The sequence below is a fragment of the Providencia burhodogranariea DSM 19968 genome, from assembly GCF_000314855.2.
GTDB classification, from domain to species: Bacteria; Pseudomonadota; Gammaproteobacteria; order Enterobacterales; family Enterobacteriaceae; genus Providencia; species Providencia burhodogranariea.
Genome location: NZ_KB233225.1, coordinates 276,759 through 293,848 on the forward strand (window position 1 = coordinate 276,759; position 17,090 = coordinate 293,848).

At 39.6% G+C, this 17,090-nt stretch carries 18 protein-coding genes; 15 read left to right on the top strand and 3 right to left on the bottom strand.

The window, feature by feature from the left end:
- Positions 1–37: 37 nt before the first annotated feature.
- The gene (gene cptA / locus OOA_RS17125; protein WP_008913430.1) at positions 38–1,747 is read right to left on the bottom strand and encodes a phosphoethanolamine transferase CptA; all 1,710 of its coding nucleotides are present in this window, start codon (positions 1,745–1,747) and stop codon (positions 38–40) included.
- Positions 1,748–2,331: 584 nt separating this feature from the next.
- Between cptA and OOA_RS17130 the strand changes: the two genes are divergently transcribed.
- The 15 genes from OOA_RS17130 to OOA_RS17200 all read left to right on the top strand — a co-directional run bounded on the left by OOA_RS17130 (position 2,332) and on the right by OOA_RS17200 (position 15,387).
- Positions 2,332–3,507 carry an ion channel gene (locus tag OOA_RS17130; protein WP_008913431.1) on the top strand — a complete coding sequence of 392 codons (1,176 nt, stop codon included), beginning with the start codon at positions 2,332–2,334 and terminating at the stop codon, positions 3,505–3,507.
- Between the two features lie 23 nt (positions 3,508–3,530).
- Complete coding sequence (ccmA, locus tag OOA_RS17135; protein WP_008913432.1) at positions 3,531–4,148, top strand: cytochrome c biogenesis heme-transporting ATPase CcmA; 618 nt, start codon at positions 3,531–3,533, stop codon at positions 4,146–4,148.
- Positions 4,148–4,813 (top strand): heme exporter protein CcmB, encoded by a 666-nt coding sequence (ccmB, locus tag OOA_RS17140; RefSeq protein WP_008913433.1) that lies wholly within the window; start codon positions 4,148–4,150, stop codon positions 4,811–4,813. Before ccmA ends, ccmB begins: the two co-directional genes overlap by 1 nt.
- Positions 4,814–5,696: 883 nt before the next feature.
- On the top strand, positions 5,697–6,035 hold the full coding sequence (locus OOA_RS17145) for a helix-turn-helix domain-containing protein (protein WP_008913434.1): 339 nt from the start codon (positions 5,697–5,699) through the stop codon (positions 6,033–6,035).
- A 302-nt stretch (positions 6,036–6,337) separates the two neighbouring features.
- Positions 6,338–6,874, top strand: a complete 537-nt coding sequence (locus OOA_RS17150) for a fimbrial protein (protein ID WP_008913435.1) — start codon at positions 6,338–6,340, stop codon at positions 6,872–6,874.
- A 68-nt stretch (positions 6,875–6,942) separates the two neighbouring features.
- Entirely contained in the window at positions 6,943–7,476 is a 534-nt protein-coding gene (locus tag OOA_RS17155) for a fimbrial protein (protein WP_008913436.1), read from the top strand.
- Positions 7,477–7,570: 94 nt separating this feature from the next.
- Positions 7,571–10,240, top strand: coding sequence for an outer membrane usher protein (locus OOA_RS17160; RefSeq protein ID WP_040691833.1), 2,670 nt, complete (start codon positions 7,571–7,573; stop codon positions 10,238–10,240).
- Between the two features lie 123 nt (positions 10,241–10,363).
- Entirely contained in the window at positions 10,364–11,074 is a 711-nt protein-coding gene (locus OOA_RS17165) for a fimbria/pilus periplasmic chaperone (protein ID WP_473086671.1), read from the top strand.
- A 51-nt stretch (positions 11,075–11,125) separates the two neighbouring features.
- A complete protein-coding gene (locus OOA_RS17170; RefSeq protein WP_008913439.1) occupies positions 11,126–11,734 on the top strand; it encodes a fimbrial protein in 609 nt (202 codons plus the stop codon).
- 9 nt (positions 11,735–11,743) lie between these two features.
- Positions 11,744–12,283: a fimbrial protein gene (locus OOA_RS17175; RefSeq protein WP_008913440.1), complete on the top strand. Its 540-nt coding sequence runs from the start codon at positions 11,744–11,746 to the stop codon at positions 12,281–12,283.
- 14 nt (positions 12,284–12,297) lie between these two features.
- Positions 12,298–12,795, top strand: coding sequence for a fimbrial protein (locus OOA_RS17180; RefSeq protein ID WP_008913441.1), 498 nt, complete (start codon positions 12,298–12,300; stop codon positions 12,793–12,795).
- Between the two features lie 10 nt (positions 12,796–12,805).
- Complete coding sequence (locus tag OOA_RS17185; RefSeq protein WP_008913442.1) at positions 12,806–13,303, top strand: fimbrial protein; 498 nt, start codon at positions 12,806–12,808, stop codon at positions 13,301–13,303.
- Positions 13,300–13,815, top strand: coding sequence for a fimbrial protein (locus OOA_RS17190; protein ID WP_008913443.1), 516 nt, complete (start codon positions 13,300–13,302; stop codon positions 13,813–13,815). Before OOA_RS17185 ends, OOA_RS17190 begins: the two co-directional genes overlap by 4 nt.
- A 21-nt stretch (positions 13,816–13,836) precedes the next feature.
- Complete coding sequence (locus tag OOA_RS17195; RefSeq protein WP_008913444.1) at positions 13,837–14,379, top strand: fimbrial protein; 543 nt, start codon at positions 13,837–13,839, stop codon at positions 14,377–14,379.
- Positions 14,380–14,523: 144 nt separating this feature from the next.
- Positions 14,524–15,387, top strand: coding sequence for a hypothetical protein (locus tag OOA_RS17200; protein WP_008913445.1), 864 nt, complete (start codon positions 14,524–14,526; stop codon positions 15,385–15,387).
- Positions 15,388–15,770: 383 nt separating this feature from the next.
- On the opposite strand, the gene OOA_RS17205 is transcribed toward OOA_RS17200, so the two are convergent.
- On the bottom strand, positions 15,771–16,421 hold the full coding sequence (locus OOA_RS17205; RefSeq protein ID WP_008913446.1) for a 3-oxoacid CoA-transferase subunit B: 651 nt from the start codon (positions 16,419–16,421) through the stop codon (positions 15,771–15,773).
- Complete coding sequence (gene atoD / locus OOA_RS17210) at positions 16,421–17,077, bottom strand: acetate CoA-transferase subunit alpha (RefSeq protein ID WP_008913447.1); 657 nt, start codon at positions 17,075–17,077, stop codon at positions 16,421–16,423. The genes OOA_RS17205 and atoD overlap by 1 nt, the downstream gene beginning before the upstream one ends.
- Positions 17,078–17,090: the final 13 nt, after the last annotated feature.

The window sequence follows — 17,090 nt, forward strand, 5'->3', positions numbered from 1 at the left end:
AATGAAGGGCCATGTGACCCTTCATTTCAGTGTAATATTACTTTTTTAAATCATCATATAATATGAGTGATGATTTTTTCTCTGGGTCACCAATGTATCTTGGCTGAGGTTTAAACTCATTACCGAATAAACTTTTTTCAGGTAGGTAACCTTGGTAATTAAAGCCTGCTAAGTCTGACCATGAGTAGATAAAATCCATCGTGGTGTAAGGCCTATTAGTTTTACTATTTAGATCGAAATTATGGCTGTGTAGCCATTCGGGTGATTGCCACACGAGGAACGGAACATTATACATGACACGTGTTGGACTCCCTTCACTACGGCCTAAAGTTTTATGGGGCGGTGTATCAAAGACATCTTCACCATGATCAGAGAAAAAGACTAAGAAACCGTTCTCTTTCGATGAATCAAAATCTTTAATTAGTGTTGAGACAATATAGTCATTGTAATGTTGTGCGTTGTCGTAAGCGTTGTAGTCCTTCACTTCATCATCTTTAAGGTTCTTTGGAATTAGGCTGTCTTTATCTTTAAATACCGCTTTATTGTCTGGATAACGGAACTCATAACGCATATGTGTGCCAAGTAAATGAACGACAATAAATTTTTTCTCAGCCGGATCAGCAAGTGCTTCTTTAAACGGGTCAAAGACCACGTCATCATAAATGCGAGAGCTTTGCGCCATATCGTTATTTAAATAATATTGCTTATCTGTCTGACGAGAAAATGCGGTTAATAATGTATTTCGCTCAGTCATTGTTTGCTGATTGGTGATCCAGAACGTTTTGAATCCAGCTTGCTTCATAATATTCATGATTGAAGGGCGTGAATTAAAGAGATCTGGCTCGGTTTGGGATGCAAACGTTAGAATTTGTTGTAGTGCTTCAATGGTATAAGGGCGAGGCGTTACTACGTCATTAAAGACCGACAAGTTATCAGGGTAGTCTTGCTTTAGTTGCTCGAGTTCTGGTGTGGTTGGGCGTTGGTAACCATATAAACTCATTCTATCACGGCTTGTGGACTCACCAATAACTAAAACAAACGTTCTTGGTGTATTTCCATTGGCATCGATAAAGCCTTCTAATGGTGGGATTTTGCTATTATCGCGTATCAGCTCTTCCATATTAGCTAGTTGGTTTTTATACAAAGCATATCCGCTAATAAACTGCCAAGGTGCGGCATAGGCAAGTTTACTATTCACATAAGATATTACATTTGATAGTGGTCTATCTTGCTTAATAGCCTTGTTATAGTACGGCACACCAAATAAAACAGTTAACACCAAAAATGAAACGATCAAGCGTCCTGAAACCGGAAGAGTGACAGGTTTTAGGCGTGTCCATAGAAGAATTGCAACGAGAGTGTAAATCAGTATAACGGCTATGACTTTAAAGCTAATGTACTGTCTTAGGAATTCCCCCGCTTCATTAGTGTTGGTTTCGAACATAACAAACATCACGCTTTGTGACATCTGATGGCCATAAACCACAAAATAAGCTAATGCGACCACAGAAGATAGCCAAAGAATAATACCAATAACACCGGCAACTAACTTAATTCGCTGTGGGAAGAATAGGGCTGGCACTAACCAAAGTGTGCTGTACAGTAATGAATCTCTTAGCCCTATACTATTACTTTGACCTGTAATAAGGACGTAGATTTGCAGTAATGAGGAGAAGTACCAGAAATAGATAAGCAGCCAAAGTAAGGCTGACCAGCTAAATCTTTTTGCTTGTGTCGAATTAACCATAATTTATTGAGCTCTGATTCTAAGTTATGTTAAGTAATAAGCGAAAATACTAGAAGTCGATTTTTAGATTTGAGGTTTAATTTTAAGTTCAATTAACTCTCTGGTGATTAATAAACCATTAAGCAAACCACGAAAATCTGACTTAAGTCAACAACCTTTATCCTTTAAACTACATCCTAAATAACTCGACCTGTGCGCAGGTGAATAGCGAAGTTATTGCTATAAAAAAGATGAAGATAGATAAAATTGCAATACAGGGCATGCTCAATGGCTTTTTAGAGTATGACGAGCATATCTTGATTGGTTGTGCTTATTCAAATAATAACATGTTGCTATCTAACTTAATCTTAACGAAAAAAACATAATCAAACTTAATCAAGTGAATAGTATTGTGACTAACATCATTAATCAACATATGGTATATATAACCCGTTATACTTCAAATTTTATGGTTGTTGGCCGTACTCAGCGAGTTAATATGCCAATCTAATTATTCAGGGTATAGCAACAAAGCAACACGCTCAGCCATCTTGTGGGTGTAGATATCTTTAGTAATCCTATCTGATCAAAGGGTGAGGTCAAAAATGTCAGATAATGTTTTTATTGTATTTCTGAAATCATCCTTATTTATTAGGTTAGTCATATCAATACTCATCATTGTCGATGGGTACATGATAATCAATCCGGTCATAGGCTCTTATACCGATTATATTGATTGGCGTGCGAATGGTTTTACGGAGTGGCTAAAATCTCTCGGCTTTATGAAATTGCTCGATATCCCAAGATTTTTACTCGGAATTTCATTGATTCTTCTATCCTTATTTATGCTTAACGGTGCGCGTATTGCCTGGATATTCTCGCTTTTTTTATTAGCGATTATTTCATTTGTTGATCTAAAGCTTGCTCAAGATAATATTCATCAAGGCTATTTCTCATTAGGTCTGCTTGTTGCACTCAGCGTATTTTGGAAGCGTTATCACCATCACAGTTTAACCAGTGCTGGTTTTGTTGCAATGACCTGTATTATTTCATTGTTGCTCTACTCTATTTTTGGCACTCTTTATATTGGTAATGAGTTCTTACCTGTTGTTAAAGATGGCACAACCGCATTTTATTTTGCATTGGTGTGTATGACGACAGTCGGTTTTGGCGATATTGTCCCTGTCTCTACGGATGCAAGAGTCTTTACTGTTTCAGTTATTATTCTCGGTATCACCATTTTTACGACGTCAGTCGTGTATGTTGTTGGGCTATTAGCTAAAGGGACGAAGGAAATCGTCCGTAAGAGGTTTTCTTATATGAGAAATCATTATGTTGTCATCGGTAGCACTCCAATTGCGGTGAGTGCCTATCAAGGATTAAAAGATCGCGAATTACCCGTTGCTGTTATTTGCCAAGAAAGCCATCGAACACATTATCCAGAAAAAGATAATATTGTGACAGGAGACCCGACTAGCACTGAGTTGTTAGCGGCTGCAAATGTTAAGCAAGCAAAATATGTGCTGATTATGACTGACAGTGATGCCTTGAGCACCTTTGCTCTCTTAGGTGTAAAACAGCTTGCAGGCTCAGAGGCGAAAACAGTGGTATTAGTTAATCAAGAAAGTAATATGGAGAAAATTCGATTGCTTAATCCTGATATGTCATTTTCATTATCCTCACTGGGGGGTGAAGTTTTGATGAGGGTACTTTGCGGTGAAACAATATCGAATGACAATATTAGTGATATCTTGTTAAACAAAGTGGCAAAAAGCGCCTAGCTTTTCAACAGGAATAACTCACTATGCTAAGTGCTGAGCAAATAAGCTGTCAGCGACAAAATAGATTACTTTTTCAACAATTGAGTTTTACCGTATTACCCGGTCAGATTTTACAAGTTGAAGGGGCTAATGGTGCGGGTAAAACGACATTATTGCGTATGATTGCAGGGCTTTCAAAACCGGATGACGGCGATATTTTATGGCAGCAGCAATCTATTTATCAGTTAAAAGAAGATTTCACTCGAGACTTACTTTATTTAGGCCATAAACCCGCAGTAAAATCGCTCCTCACACCTTATGAAAACTTACAGTTTTACTATCAGATAAATAATAAACACCCAGCAGATGAGCTCATTTGGTCTGCTTTAGAGGAAGTTTCACTGATCGGCTATGAAGATATTCCTGTTGGTCAGTTGTCAGCAGGGCAACAACGTAGAGTAAACCTTGCAAGGTTATGGTTAAGTGATGCACCATTATGGGTATTAGATGAGCCTTTTACTGCTATCGATGTAGCGGGTGTTAACCGTCTGACAGAGTGTTTTCATCAACATGCTCAGCAGGGAGGGATAATTCTATTTACCTCTCATCAGGCCATGTCGGGACACTTCGATTCTTTAAAACTGACAGGCGGAGATGAATAATGTTTTGGTTAGTCATTAAACGAGAACTAAAAATCGCTTTTAGAAGTTTTTCTGAATTGATTAATCCGCTGTGGTTCTTCTTAATCGTGATCACCTTATTTCCTCTGAGTATAGGCCCTGAGCCTCAATTACTTGCACGCATTGCTGTGGGTATTTTTTGGGTAGCGGCAATTCTTTCATCTTTGCTATCACTTGAGCGTTTATTTAAAGATGACTATCAAGACGGTTCTTTAGAGCAATTGTTACTTGCTCCTCACCCACTATTTTTGACCGTGCTAGCTAAAGTGTTTGCGCATTGGTTAGTGACTGGTGTCCCTTTGATTCTACTTTCGCCAATTGCGGCAGTGATGCTCTCTTTTGATGCCAATACACTGTTAGTACTCGTGGGAACCTTGTTATTAGGAACGCCAGTTTTAAGCTTTATTGGTGCTATAGGCGCAGCGTTGACTGTTTCCTTGAAAAAGGGCGGCGTGCTAGTCAGTTTATTAGTACTTCCTTTATATATTCCGATTCTGATCTATGCAACGGGGACGATGGAAGCGCACAGCTTTAATATGCCATTGAATAGTTACTTTGCTATTCTGGCTGCTCTATTTGCTGCGAGCGTGACCTTTTCACCCATTGCGATTGCGGCGGCATTAAAAATTAATGTTAGTAATCGTTAATAGATGTATAGGCATGAGTTGAACGAAAAATGCCAATAAAGGTATTTATTGGTATCTGTTGAGACCCCCTCCATTTTCTTACCAACAGCCCTTAAACAGATTGGCAACGATCTCTATCTTTCTAAAAATTCATCCATCCCCTAAAATATATCTTTAAAAGATTAATTAGATAAACATACACAATATAAATGATGAAACCTGTGTAATCAGATAGCAGTGAGTAGTGCTTTATTGTTTAAATTGACTTTAGATAGCTCATTATTAAAGTGTTGATATTCTAATTTGTACGTTCGAATAATGCTTTTGCTATTTGATGCCCTATTATTATTTAGCAAACAACATGAGATTTTGAATTTTAGCCGTTGTAAATCAATTATTATTGGTATCGAATTTAATGATAAGTGTCGTATTTATAATATTTTATTAATTATTAGTAAAATAAACACTCAAATCGAGTTTGTTGTATCTTATTGATTAAATTAATTTAATCTGTGACTTTCTTGAACTCCATTATTTCTATACTCGTTTATGGTGTTTTTTTGTTGTGGATTGTTACAATTGCCATGATTTTTGTTAAAAAATATTAATTTCAGACTAAAATATCGTTTTTAATATGTTCTTAGTTAGAAAAATGCTGTTTACATCTCTGATTTTGATAGTATGAAATTCAACCTATTGCCCATTTTTTTTATCTGCTTGTTTTTTATGGTAAAAGTTAATTAATGAAAAGTGTAAAAATAGTGAATTCCACTATGAAGTGTATTTCCCCTTGTTTGATTTAAAAAAATTACTCTTTATACTTGTGAGCACTTAAGGCAATCACCCTATACGGAAATAACTAATAAATTGTTATAAATTTGGATTTTAAAAAACGCTACCTATTATGAAAGAAATTAATAGAGAAAGTTCTGTGCATAAAATGCCAGATAATCTCTTTTCTATTTACTGTGGTTTGGTAATAAAAAGAATTAGAAAAGAGAAAGGTATTACAGGTTCTGAATTAGCGCAAAAGATTAATATCTCACAGCAACAAATGTCACGCTATGAACGAGGTGTTAATAAGTTCAGTGTAGATATGCTGCTTAATATTACAGCTAATTTAGATACTTCTTTTGAACAACTTATTAGATATGTATTTGCTGAAATACGAACGAGTAATTCAGAAGGTGCTTTGTTTTTAAAAACTAAAATATCGGTTTTTGATACTGCATATTTTTATTGAAAACAAATGATAATATTTTAATGAGGTTTTTTTTCACTATATATTATCACTATGAATTATCGGGTAATTTCATCTGTATTTTTTAGTTGAAGATTTCATTTTCTTCATCTCGTTTTATTTTATTTTTATTTAACATCAGTACTTTTATATTTAGTGAATTACTTTGAGGTTTTCAATTACATTCGGTTATTTAAGTTACATATTTTTTATTTAACTTATTTCATTGCAAAAAAAGAGTGTCTGTAATCAGTAATGAAAAGTAGCACTCATATTTATTTAACAAAAAATAGGAATTTATATTCATGAAAATCAAATCAATAGCAATGGCAACGTTTATGGCTCTGGGATTAGTTTCAGCAGCAAATGCTGCCGATCAAGGTCACGGCAAAATCACCTTTAAAGGGTCGATTATTGATGCACCTTGCTCTATCTCACCAGACTCTATCGATCAAACCGTAGAGCTTGGTCAAGTTTCTAATATGGCGTTAGTTGATGGTGGCAAATCAAGCCCCCGCAGCTTTGATATTGCTCTAGAAAATTGTGATATCACCAAATTAGAAAAAGGCGTGCAGTTAACTTTTAGTGGTGCAGCTGCATCATTTGATAAAACCAATAAAACCCTGGGTATTGTCGGAACAGGATCTGGAGCTGGCATTCAAATTACCAATGGTAGCGGTAATGTCATCGCATTAGGTACTGCAACGCCATTCCAAAATATCCAAGATGGTAATAATACTCTGCGTTTTTCTGCCTATTTATTGGGTAACGGTGGCGATATTTCAACCATTACTGCGGGTGAATTTAGCTCAGTGGCTGACTTTACACTGACTTATGAGTAATTAGCCATGGCCGGTAGTGCAAGGATGCTCTACTGGTGAATATTAGTAATCGGATTGAGAGGGGATGCATGAAAAAGAAGGCGACATATAAAGTGGCAAGCCTCGGATTTTTTGCTCTCATGATGGCATCAACAATGATGGATGCGCAAGGCTCAGTACAGATGCAAGGCAGTATTATTGAAACCGCGTGTGCTATTGATGTCGGTAGTCGAGACCAAACGATTGATATGGGGAGCTTAGCGCTGACACAGATTCACCGTGATGGGCAAGGGCCTGTACGCCCCTTTGTGATCCGGTTAGTGAATTGTGTTCTTGAGCGTCAAAACCCAGATAAACCGAATTGGCAATATTTCCGTGTCACGTTTGATGGTCCACACGACCATGGATTGTTTGGCGTAAACGGACAAGCTAAAGGGGTAGGGCTACAAATTCAACGTGATGATGATGGTGAAATTGCATTACCAGGGCAAGTCATGTCAGTACAAACGCTGACTCGTGGCACTCGAGACTTAACTTATCAATTACGATTAGTCGCAAACCATGACGCATTAGCTGCGGGACAATATTACAGCCAATTACGTTTTAAATTGGATTACGAATAGTCTGTTTTTATGACGCTGAACCTTCTTCTCTTTTGAACTGGAAGTTTCACAAGCGGAATGACTTCATGAATAAAGAACGAATAAGAAGGTCGAAATGATGGCCCTAAATTGTATTCATATGCCGTTGTTACGGATGAAGCCTCGTTTGATGGGGCTTCTCATAAGTTTAGTGCTTTGTGGTCAAAGCCATGCGGCGGACATTGAATTTAATACCGATATTTTGGATGTAAATGACCGAGCGAATATTGATTTGAGTCAGTTTGCCCGCCCGGGGTATTTAATGCCGGGAGAATACAGTTTTACGATTTTTTTAAACAAACACAGTTTACCCGAACAAGCTGTTTTTTATTATGCTCCAGAAGATGAACCCGATGCGAGCGAGGCTTGTTTAAGCCCAACTTTGGTTGAGCAACTAGGCTTGAAACCTGATTTATTGTCGACACTACAGTGGTGGCATAACGAGCAATGTCTAGCTCTTAATAGCTTACCGGGAACTGAGGTCAAAGCTGATTTGGCCGCATCTTCACTGTATATCAGTTTACCGCAAGCTTATCTTGAGTATACGGCCGAGAATTGGGATCCGCCTGCTCGGTGGGAAGATGGACTACCAGGCATGTTATTTGACTATAACGTCAATGCGCAAGTTGGCCAACAAACTCGTAGTGGGCAACAAACTAATTATAGCACCAGCGGTAATGGCGTTGCAGGTATCAACTTTGGTGTATGGCGTGCCCGCGCGGATTGGCAAATGCGTCTCGATAAGCAACAGGGCCAAAGCACCACAACGTCGTTAGATTGGACGCGTTATTACGTGTATCGCGCCATTAAATCGTTAAGCGCAAAACTAACGTTAGGTGAAGATTACTTCGCATCCGATATTTTTGATAGTTTTCGATTTACTGGACTGAGCCTGATTACCGACACCAATATGTTGCCGCCGAATTTACGGGGCTATGCGCCCGAAATTACTGGTGTAGCGACAAGTAATGCGACGGTTATTGTTAGTCAGCAAGGCCGTATTATCTATCAAACACAAGTAGCGGCCGGGCCGTTCCGAATTCAAGATTTAAATGATGCGCTGTCAGGTGAATTGAATGTCGAAGTCAAAGAACAAGATGGCTCAACTCAAACCTTTACAGTGAACACTGCCAGTGTGCCTTACCTGACTCGTCCGGGACAAGTACGCTATAAGTTAGCAGCAGGAAGACCTACTGATTGGCGTCACCATGTTAGTGGGGATACGTTTGCGAGTGGTGAGTTTTCTTGGGGGGTCGATAATGGTTGGTCTCTGTATGGTGGTGGGATAGCGGCGGAAAATTATGCGTCAGCTGCCATTGGGATAGGACGAGATTTATTGATGTTCGGTGCGCTATCGTTTGATATCACCCATGCTCGTTCTCATTTAAAAGGGCTAAATGAAGTTGGTGATGAAACCTATCGCGGGAGCTCTTATCGTCTTAGCTATTCAAAACGCTTCGATGACTATAATAGCCAAGTAACCTTTGCGGGTTATCGATTTGCTGAACAAGGCTTTATGAGTATGTCGGAATACTTGGATGCGCAGTCAACTGGGGTTCGACAGTATAACAGTAAGGAAATGTACACGGTTTCGTATAACCAACAGTTCACCGAAGTTGGCTTAAGTGCGTATGTCAATTACTACCATCAAACCTATTGGGATCAACCCGATAATGACCGTTATAGCGTTTCTCTAGCGCGGTATTTTGATATTGGCAAATGGAAAAACTTGAGTGTGAATTTAACGGCGTATCGAAATCGATATAAACAGACCAATGATGATGGGATTTATGCATCACTGTCTATGCCGTGGGGTGAAAAAGGCTCACTCAGTATGAACAGCAGTTGGAATGAAAATGATAATACGCAGCGAGTCAGTTACTACGACAGGCTCGATGAAAACAGTAACTATCAGTTAAGTACCGGTTGGTCACGCACGGGAGCATTAGTCAGCGGCTATTACACTCGCGAAGGAGATGTGGCGCAAGTTAATGCTAATGCAACCTATCAGCAAGATCGTTATCGTTCTGCGGGTGTTTCATTCCAAGGTGGATTTACTGCGACAGAAAAAGGGGCAGTGATACACCGTAATAATCAACTGGGTGGAACCCGTGTGTTTGTCGACACTGATGGCGTAGCCGATATTCCGTTTCGTGGATATGGTTCTATCGTACGGACGAATCGTTTTGGACAAGCAGTATTAACGGATGTGAATAGCTATTACCGCAACCAAGTGAGTGTTGATTTGAATGCGTTACCGGATGAGGCTCAGGTCGCTCAATCCGTGAAACAAGGCACTTTAACGGAAGGGGCAATTGGTTATCGACAATTTGACGTGGTAGCAGGACACAGTGCAATGGCGTTATTGCGATTATCGGATAACAGTACACCGCCGTTTGGTGCGATGGTGTTCAATACCCGCGGTCAGCAGGTTGGTATGGTTGGAGACGATGGGAATGCTTATTTAACGGGACTTAACCCGAATGACGTACTAAAGGTGCGTTGGGATGATCAGGTGCAGTGTGAAGTAACACTCCCTGCCATGTTGCCAGAAGGGGACGCATTATTATCCAACTGGTTATTACCGTGCCATTCATCGGGAATAGTTGCACAAGCCCCCTTATCGGTGGCGTCAACGTCTGGATCGATAAGTTCACCATTACCGATAATGCCTGCATCTTCTATTACGGTGAAATCGGATGAATTACAGGCAATTCAATCAGAGAGTTGGTTGCAGAAAAAATAAGAAACGATTGATGCCTAAGATGGCTGTCTTTCTTGACTTTAGAGTAATGAGAATATGATGAATAACATAATGATGATGAATAAAACGAACGTTTATCGTTCAACTGTTCTGTTGATCGGTGGAATGCTGATGTCAATGGTATTTTCTTCCGCGCAAGCCGCGGTCGCATTAGATAGAACGCGAGCGATTATCACCGGAGAAGATAAATCAATTAGTTTAAATATCAGTAATGAAAATAAGCAATTGCCTTATTTAGCACAAGGCTGGATAGAAAATGCACAAGGCGAAAAAATCAGTGACCCGTTCACGGTCTTGCCGCCAGTACAGCGAATTGAGCCAGGCGCAAAAAGTCAGGTCAAAATTCAATCTTTACCGAGTGTGGCCACATTACCGCAAGATAGGGAATCGGTGTATTACTTTAACTTGCGTGAAATTCCACCTAAAAGTGATAAGCCCAATACATTGCAGTTAGCACTGCAAACACGTATCAAGCTGTTTTATCGCCCAACAGCGATTATCCCTACTCGTGAGCAAATGGATAACCCATGGCAAGAAAAAGTCACGCTAACACGCCAAGGGGATCAATATACAGTCACTAATCCAACGCCGTATTACGTGACCTTAGTTGATGCACAGGCGCGTAAGGAAGGGGAAACGGCAACTGGTTTTGAACCATTGATGGTCGCACCAAAGAGCAGCCAAGCGTTGAGCGTGAGTGCAAATGCTTTGGGTAGTAGCCCTGTACTGACTTATATCAATGATTACGGTGGTCGCCCTACATTAACGTTTCAGTGCCAAGGTAATAGCTGTCATGTGGTGGTTGATAAAAAATAGCCATAAAACAATGGAATAGGGTTTGAATCGATGAGATTGCAGGAGAATATCATGACAGACACTGATTGGACGTTCCGTTATGTGTGCTTAAGTGGTTTAGGATTGAGTTTACTCAGTGGCGTAGCCATGGGAACAACCTTGGATAAGGTGGATAACTGGGATGTGGATGGCGCACATGGCACGCTATATGTGCAAGGTGCCTTAACGGAAAGTGCCTGTCGATTAGCCATGTCCTCTGCGTATCAAACAGTTAATTTGGGGAATGTCGGAACAGGACAACTTCAGCAGGTAGGTCAAACGGGCACGCCAGTGGCGGTACAACTGCGCTTAGAAGATTGCTTAAGCGGAGAAAGTCGCAGTCGGAACAATTTGGGGAACCTGCTGTGGAGCCCTGATATGCCAGCAATGAAGATCCGCTTTTTGGCTCCTGCAGATAAGCAAGACCCTCGTTTAGCGGCGGTGACAGGTGCAAAAGGAATAGGCTTACAACTGAGCAATGCCGAGAGTCATCCGATAATACTGGGGCAATACAGTGCACCACAACTGATTTCACCGGGGCAAAATCAATTGACCTACTATGTGACGCCAGTTAGAACGGCTGCGGGATTGAATGCGGGGGCTTATTATGCGCTGCTCCAGTTTCAAGTGAGCTATGACTAGGAGCCTATTATGCGATTAACGAAGGCTTTGTCTGCGGTGTTGAACAATTTAATGTTGTTTTCTGGCGGCCTTTTCAGTGTTTTGTTGTTGGGAAGTGCAATCACTTTAGCGAAGGCAGATACCGCAAATTTGAAGTTAACACTGACCATTGTTACCCCTCCACAATGCACCATTAATAATGGCAATGATGCAATGACTGTGGGATTTGGGCAGGTACAGCAAGGTCTTATTGATGGAAGTAGTTATAAACGTATGCCCATTAATTATGGATTGTCGTGTTCCAGTGTTGCGAAAAATGCACTCAAAATGACATTGTCATGGATACCAAGAACAATTAATGGTGTTTCTACAATACAAACAAGTAGAAGCAATTTAGGGATAGCTATTTTTCATGATAATACTCGTTTGAGTAATGGGTCATCATTAAATTTCACATATGGAAGCACCCAACCAACTTTATATGCGGTGCCCGTTAAACCTACAGGGTTAATGCTAACAGATGCTGGGGCGTTTACTGGGGCGATGACGATGACTTTGGATTATCAATAGTGTGGGAAATAGCGATGAAAACACGTTATGGATTAGGGTGTCTTTTCGGCGTATTGAGTGTTTTGCCATTCATGGCTGAAGCTGCATTTACAATTAATTTCAATGGCTCTCTTGTGGTGACGCCACCGGAATGTACGGTTAATAGTGGCACAACTGCGGATGTTAATTTTGGCGATGTCCACGAAACGCTAATTGATAATAGTAGCTACAAACGTACAAAAATTGAGTATGCCTTAAATTGCACCCAAGTTTACAGCAACGCGTTAAAAATGACGTTGTCATGGAATGCAATTACTCTCAATGGACAGAGTGTTGTACGAACAAATCGGACTAATCTGGGGATTGCGGTATACCAAGATAACACGCGTTTAAATAATGGATCCGTACTGAACTTTACCTACGGAGGAAGTATGCCAGCACTCTATGCTGTCCCTATTAAGCCCGCGGGAACAGTGTTAACAGATGGTGGTAATTTTAGCGGCACATTAACGATGGTTGTGGATTATCGTTGAGGAGGAAGGGATGAAAAACACCTATTGGCAGCCGATGATGCTGTGCTTTCTGAGTGTGATGATGTGTCCGACTGCGTTAGGTTTAGGGGCAAATTTACACGGTAATCTGATAGTTACGCCGCCAGAATGTATATTGAATAACAATAATCAAGAAGCCATACATTTTGGTGATATTTTGCTGACGCGAATTGATGGTAGCAATTATTTAAAAGACCTACCTTTGAGGTTGTCGTGTACCGGATTGGCTAAAAATAATCTCACCTTAACGCTGGAAGGAGATGCAACCTCATTTAACAGTAGTGGTGCATTAAAGACGAGCAACAATAAATTGGGTGTGGCTTTTTATATTAATGATATTCGACAGCCGATTAATCAATCCGTGAAATTTACCTATACCAGCTTACCCTCTTTAAAAGCGGCACCGATAAAAAATAGTAGTGCAAGTTATAACAATACCGATGGGGGTAATTTTACCGCGCAGGCAACATTAAAGGTGAATTATCAATGAAGCGATTACGGATAAAAAAACAACAATATTACTGCTGTGGTGCTTTGGGGATCTTTATGATGATGTCATCTGCTCAGGCTAATTGGGCATTTGATGGCGCTTTAATTATTCCTCCCGTGTGTCAGTTAAGCCAAAGCGATCCGATACGCGTCTCATTCGGTAAAGTCGGGGTACGTAAGGTTGATGGTAATTTATTTAAACAAGATATTGCTTATCAATTGGATTGTCTGGGGGATATGACCCAACCGTGGAATGTAACACTGACGTTTAGTGGAATATTAGCAGGCGCTGGGTTTGATAATGCAACGTTACGCACAATCACACCTCAGAATAGCGGAAAACTCGGTATTCAAATCCAAAAAAATGGAAGCCCGTTGGAGCTGAATAAGGCGTTTTCAATTAATGCATCAAACCCGCCAACGTTATCTGCAGTTCCTGTAAAACGAGCTGGAACAGAATTGGTTGGGGATAATTTTACAGCAACAGGAACGTTGACCATCGATTTTCAGTGATTCGGTAACAAGGAAAAAAAGATGAATATAATATTATATCGATTTTGGTCTTTTCTCCTGTTAGGGAGCTTATTGAGCATTCCATTGAGTGCCCAATCAGAAGCGGTGCAATTTGATGGCACGTTAGTTGAGGATGCCTGTGAAGTCTTTCCAGGGGATGAAAATATTGAACTGGATTTTGGCACTGTAGTGGACAAATATCTTTATTTGAACACACGAACACATAGCCAGCCTTTTACCATCCGTTTAATCAATTGTGATTTGGTACTGGGAAAAGAGGTACAAGTGTCCTTTACAGGTACCGAAAGTATTGCGCTACCGGGGTTGCTAGCTTTAGACAAAGGTAGTCAGGCAAGTGGAATCGCTATCGGAATAGAAGCAGAAAATGGAAATCCTATTTTGCTGAATAAACCGAAAAACTATATTCAGAAATTACATACAGGAAATGGCAATAATCTTAATTTGCAAGCGTATGTGCAAGGTGAACCTAATGCATTATCGACCAAAACCGTTGGGCGTGGGGCATTTATGGCTACAACTACTTTTATGCTGGAATATGAATAGCATAAATTAGTAAATAGAAGTTGATTGTATGAATATATTCATTAGCAAGCGTTCAAAACGTAATAATAAAAGACAGTAATGAATTGAAAATATTATTTTGAAACGATTTATACCTAAGATTATTGATAAGGATTGAATTAAAATATGCATAAAAAAACAAAAATGAGATGGAAACTTTTATTACTTTCCTATTGTATGCTATTACCTTTAATTAGTATTGGTCAAATATCTGTTGACCTTGATAATTTCAGAAATTATATCCTTGTGAAGGGACCTGCTCAGCTTTCTGAATTTTCTTCTATAGGCCGACAAGGAAATGGCTGGCAAACGCTCAATATTAAAATGAATTATGGTTCTTGGGCGGGGAATGGTGGTTATCGTGATTGGAATCGTGTTAATTGTCCGAGTGATGTTAGGATTGCTGGAGATAGAGCAACTGAAGAGGAGAAGCAAAAATTTTTACAATGGGTAAATAGTTATCTTGCTACCAACCCTAGAGCGACAGCTAATAACCCTAATATGAATGTATCCATACAAACAACTGTACAAGTTGATGTAATGGTAATAGGTTGCTATGTAGCAGTAGATGATTATGTATTTGGGGGTGATGTATATGTAGAAACTGTAGAAATTGTGAATCCGCCGGAGCCTAAGTCAACTTGTAGTTTAAATAGCCAAAATTTAAATTTGAATTATTCTCCGACTAGTTTAAATGTTTCTGGATTAACACAGAGTACAAACCTAATAGTTTCTTGTACAAATGGTGATGCTAAGGATTACCAATTAAAATTAACAGGAAGTAATGTAACGAATGGGCGCTTAAATTTTGGTAATGGGGTTTCTGCTCAAGTTTCATTAAACGGCACACAAGTTCAAGCTAATGGCTCAGCAATTTCCTTAAATAAATTGACGGGTGGTTCAATTCCAGTGAGTGCAACATTAGCAGGAACGGCATCAGGTCCAGGAGTGACTAATGCAAATGGTGTTTTAATACTAGATGCGTTATAAAATAAAACTAAAATAAGCAGGATGGTTTTATTATTTTTATAGATAATATAAGTTTACTTAAATAAGCGAGTCATTAAATAAATATTATTATTCTTAAGTCGGTATTAACAGAATTACATCACTTAAACAGCAACATGTTATAATAAGCGCTGAGCATCGTTATTAAAAATTGATAATTCCCAGCGCTTAATATTTTTTAATTCAAGTAGCAGCTAACTCAATGGTTAGTTTATTCCTAAACTGAATGTTGCTGCTTAATTTCGTGCGCAATAGTAAGCCCACGTTTTTCTTCTTTTTCGGCTATCTCAACGGATAAACCAATATAAGTTTGTGGATTAAGCATTTCCTTAATTTCACCACACTCTAAAATATATGCTAATCACTTAAATCGATATTTTTTGCAAATGTGGTGAGATAATAAATTCTGCTTCAGTGCAAGCTTTAATTGCTTCAATACTAGAGTCTGATGCATGTTCGACTAGCGTTAATTGCCCATCAATAAAGCGAAAAACTGCTAGCTCGGTCACAATGGTTGATACACAATTTTGAGCAGTAAGCGGTAAACGGCATTGCCGTAAAATTTTTGCATCACCAGTTTTTGTGCAATGCTCCATTGCGACGATAACGTGACGAGATCCCGTCACTAAATCCATAGCTCCACCCATGCCGGGCACCATTTTGCCGGGGATCATCCAATTTGCTAAATTGCCTTGTTGGTCAACTTCTAAACCACCTAATACACAGGCATCAACATGACCACCACGGATTAAAGCAAAAGAAAATGCACTATCAAAGGTTGAGCCGCCCGAAATAATTCCGCATGATTGTCCACCTGCATTGGCTAAATCAGGGTCTACGTTCTCTTTATCTACCGGACAAATACCTAAAAAACCATTCTCAGATTGGAGAAGAATATCAACGCCATCCGCAAGATAGTTGGCTACCATGGTGGGTAACCCAATGCCTAAATTGACAATATCACCATCTTTTAATTCTTGAGCGACACGTCGTGCGATTAAGATTTTTGCATCCATTATCGGTCTCCTTGGAATAAACCTGTCACTAACATGCCTGGCGTCATAATTGCATCAGGTTTAAGTTCGCCAACATCAACCAATTGTTCTACTTCAGCGAATACAGTATCTGCTGCTAATGCAATCAATGGGTTAAAGTTACGAGAGGCTAAGCGATAATATAAGTTTCCCGCTTTATCCCCTGTATGAGCATGAATAATAGCGAGATCAGCGCGTAAAGGCAGTTCGAGTAAATAATCGCGCCCATCAATGTTTATGCGTTGTTTACCTTCTTCAACTATAGTGCCTACTCCAGTTGGGGTTAGAAAACCACCTAAACCTGCGCCGCCTGAGCGAATACGTTCCACTAATGTACCTTGGGGAACAAGTTCAACCGCCATTTCACCCGCGATCATTTGCCGTCCAGTTTCCGGTAATAAGCCAATGTGCGAGCTAATTAATCGGCTGACTCTTCCCGCTTCAACTAAAGGTGCAACACCAACGCCCGGTTTACCGGTATCATTGCCAATTAACGTTAAATTTTTCACACCTGAATCTAAAATCATTTTGACAAGGGTCGGCGGAGTTCCTTGTCCCATAAAGCCGCCATACATTAAGCTCATTCCATCACGGAAATGGCTCATAATTTTATCTTTTTCAATAAGCTTATGTTTCATCTGTCACTCCCCT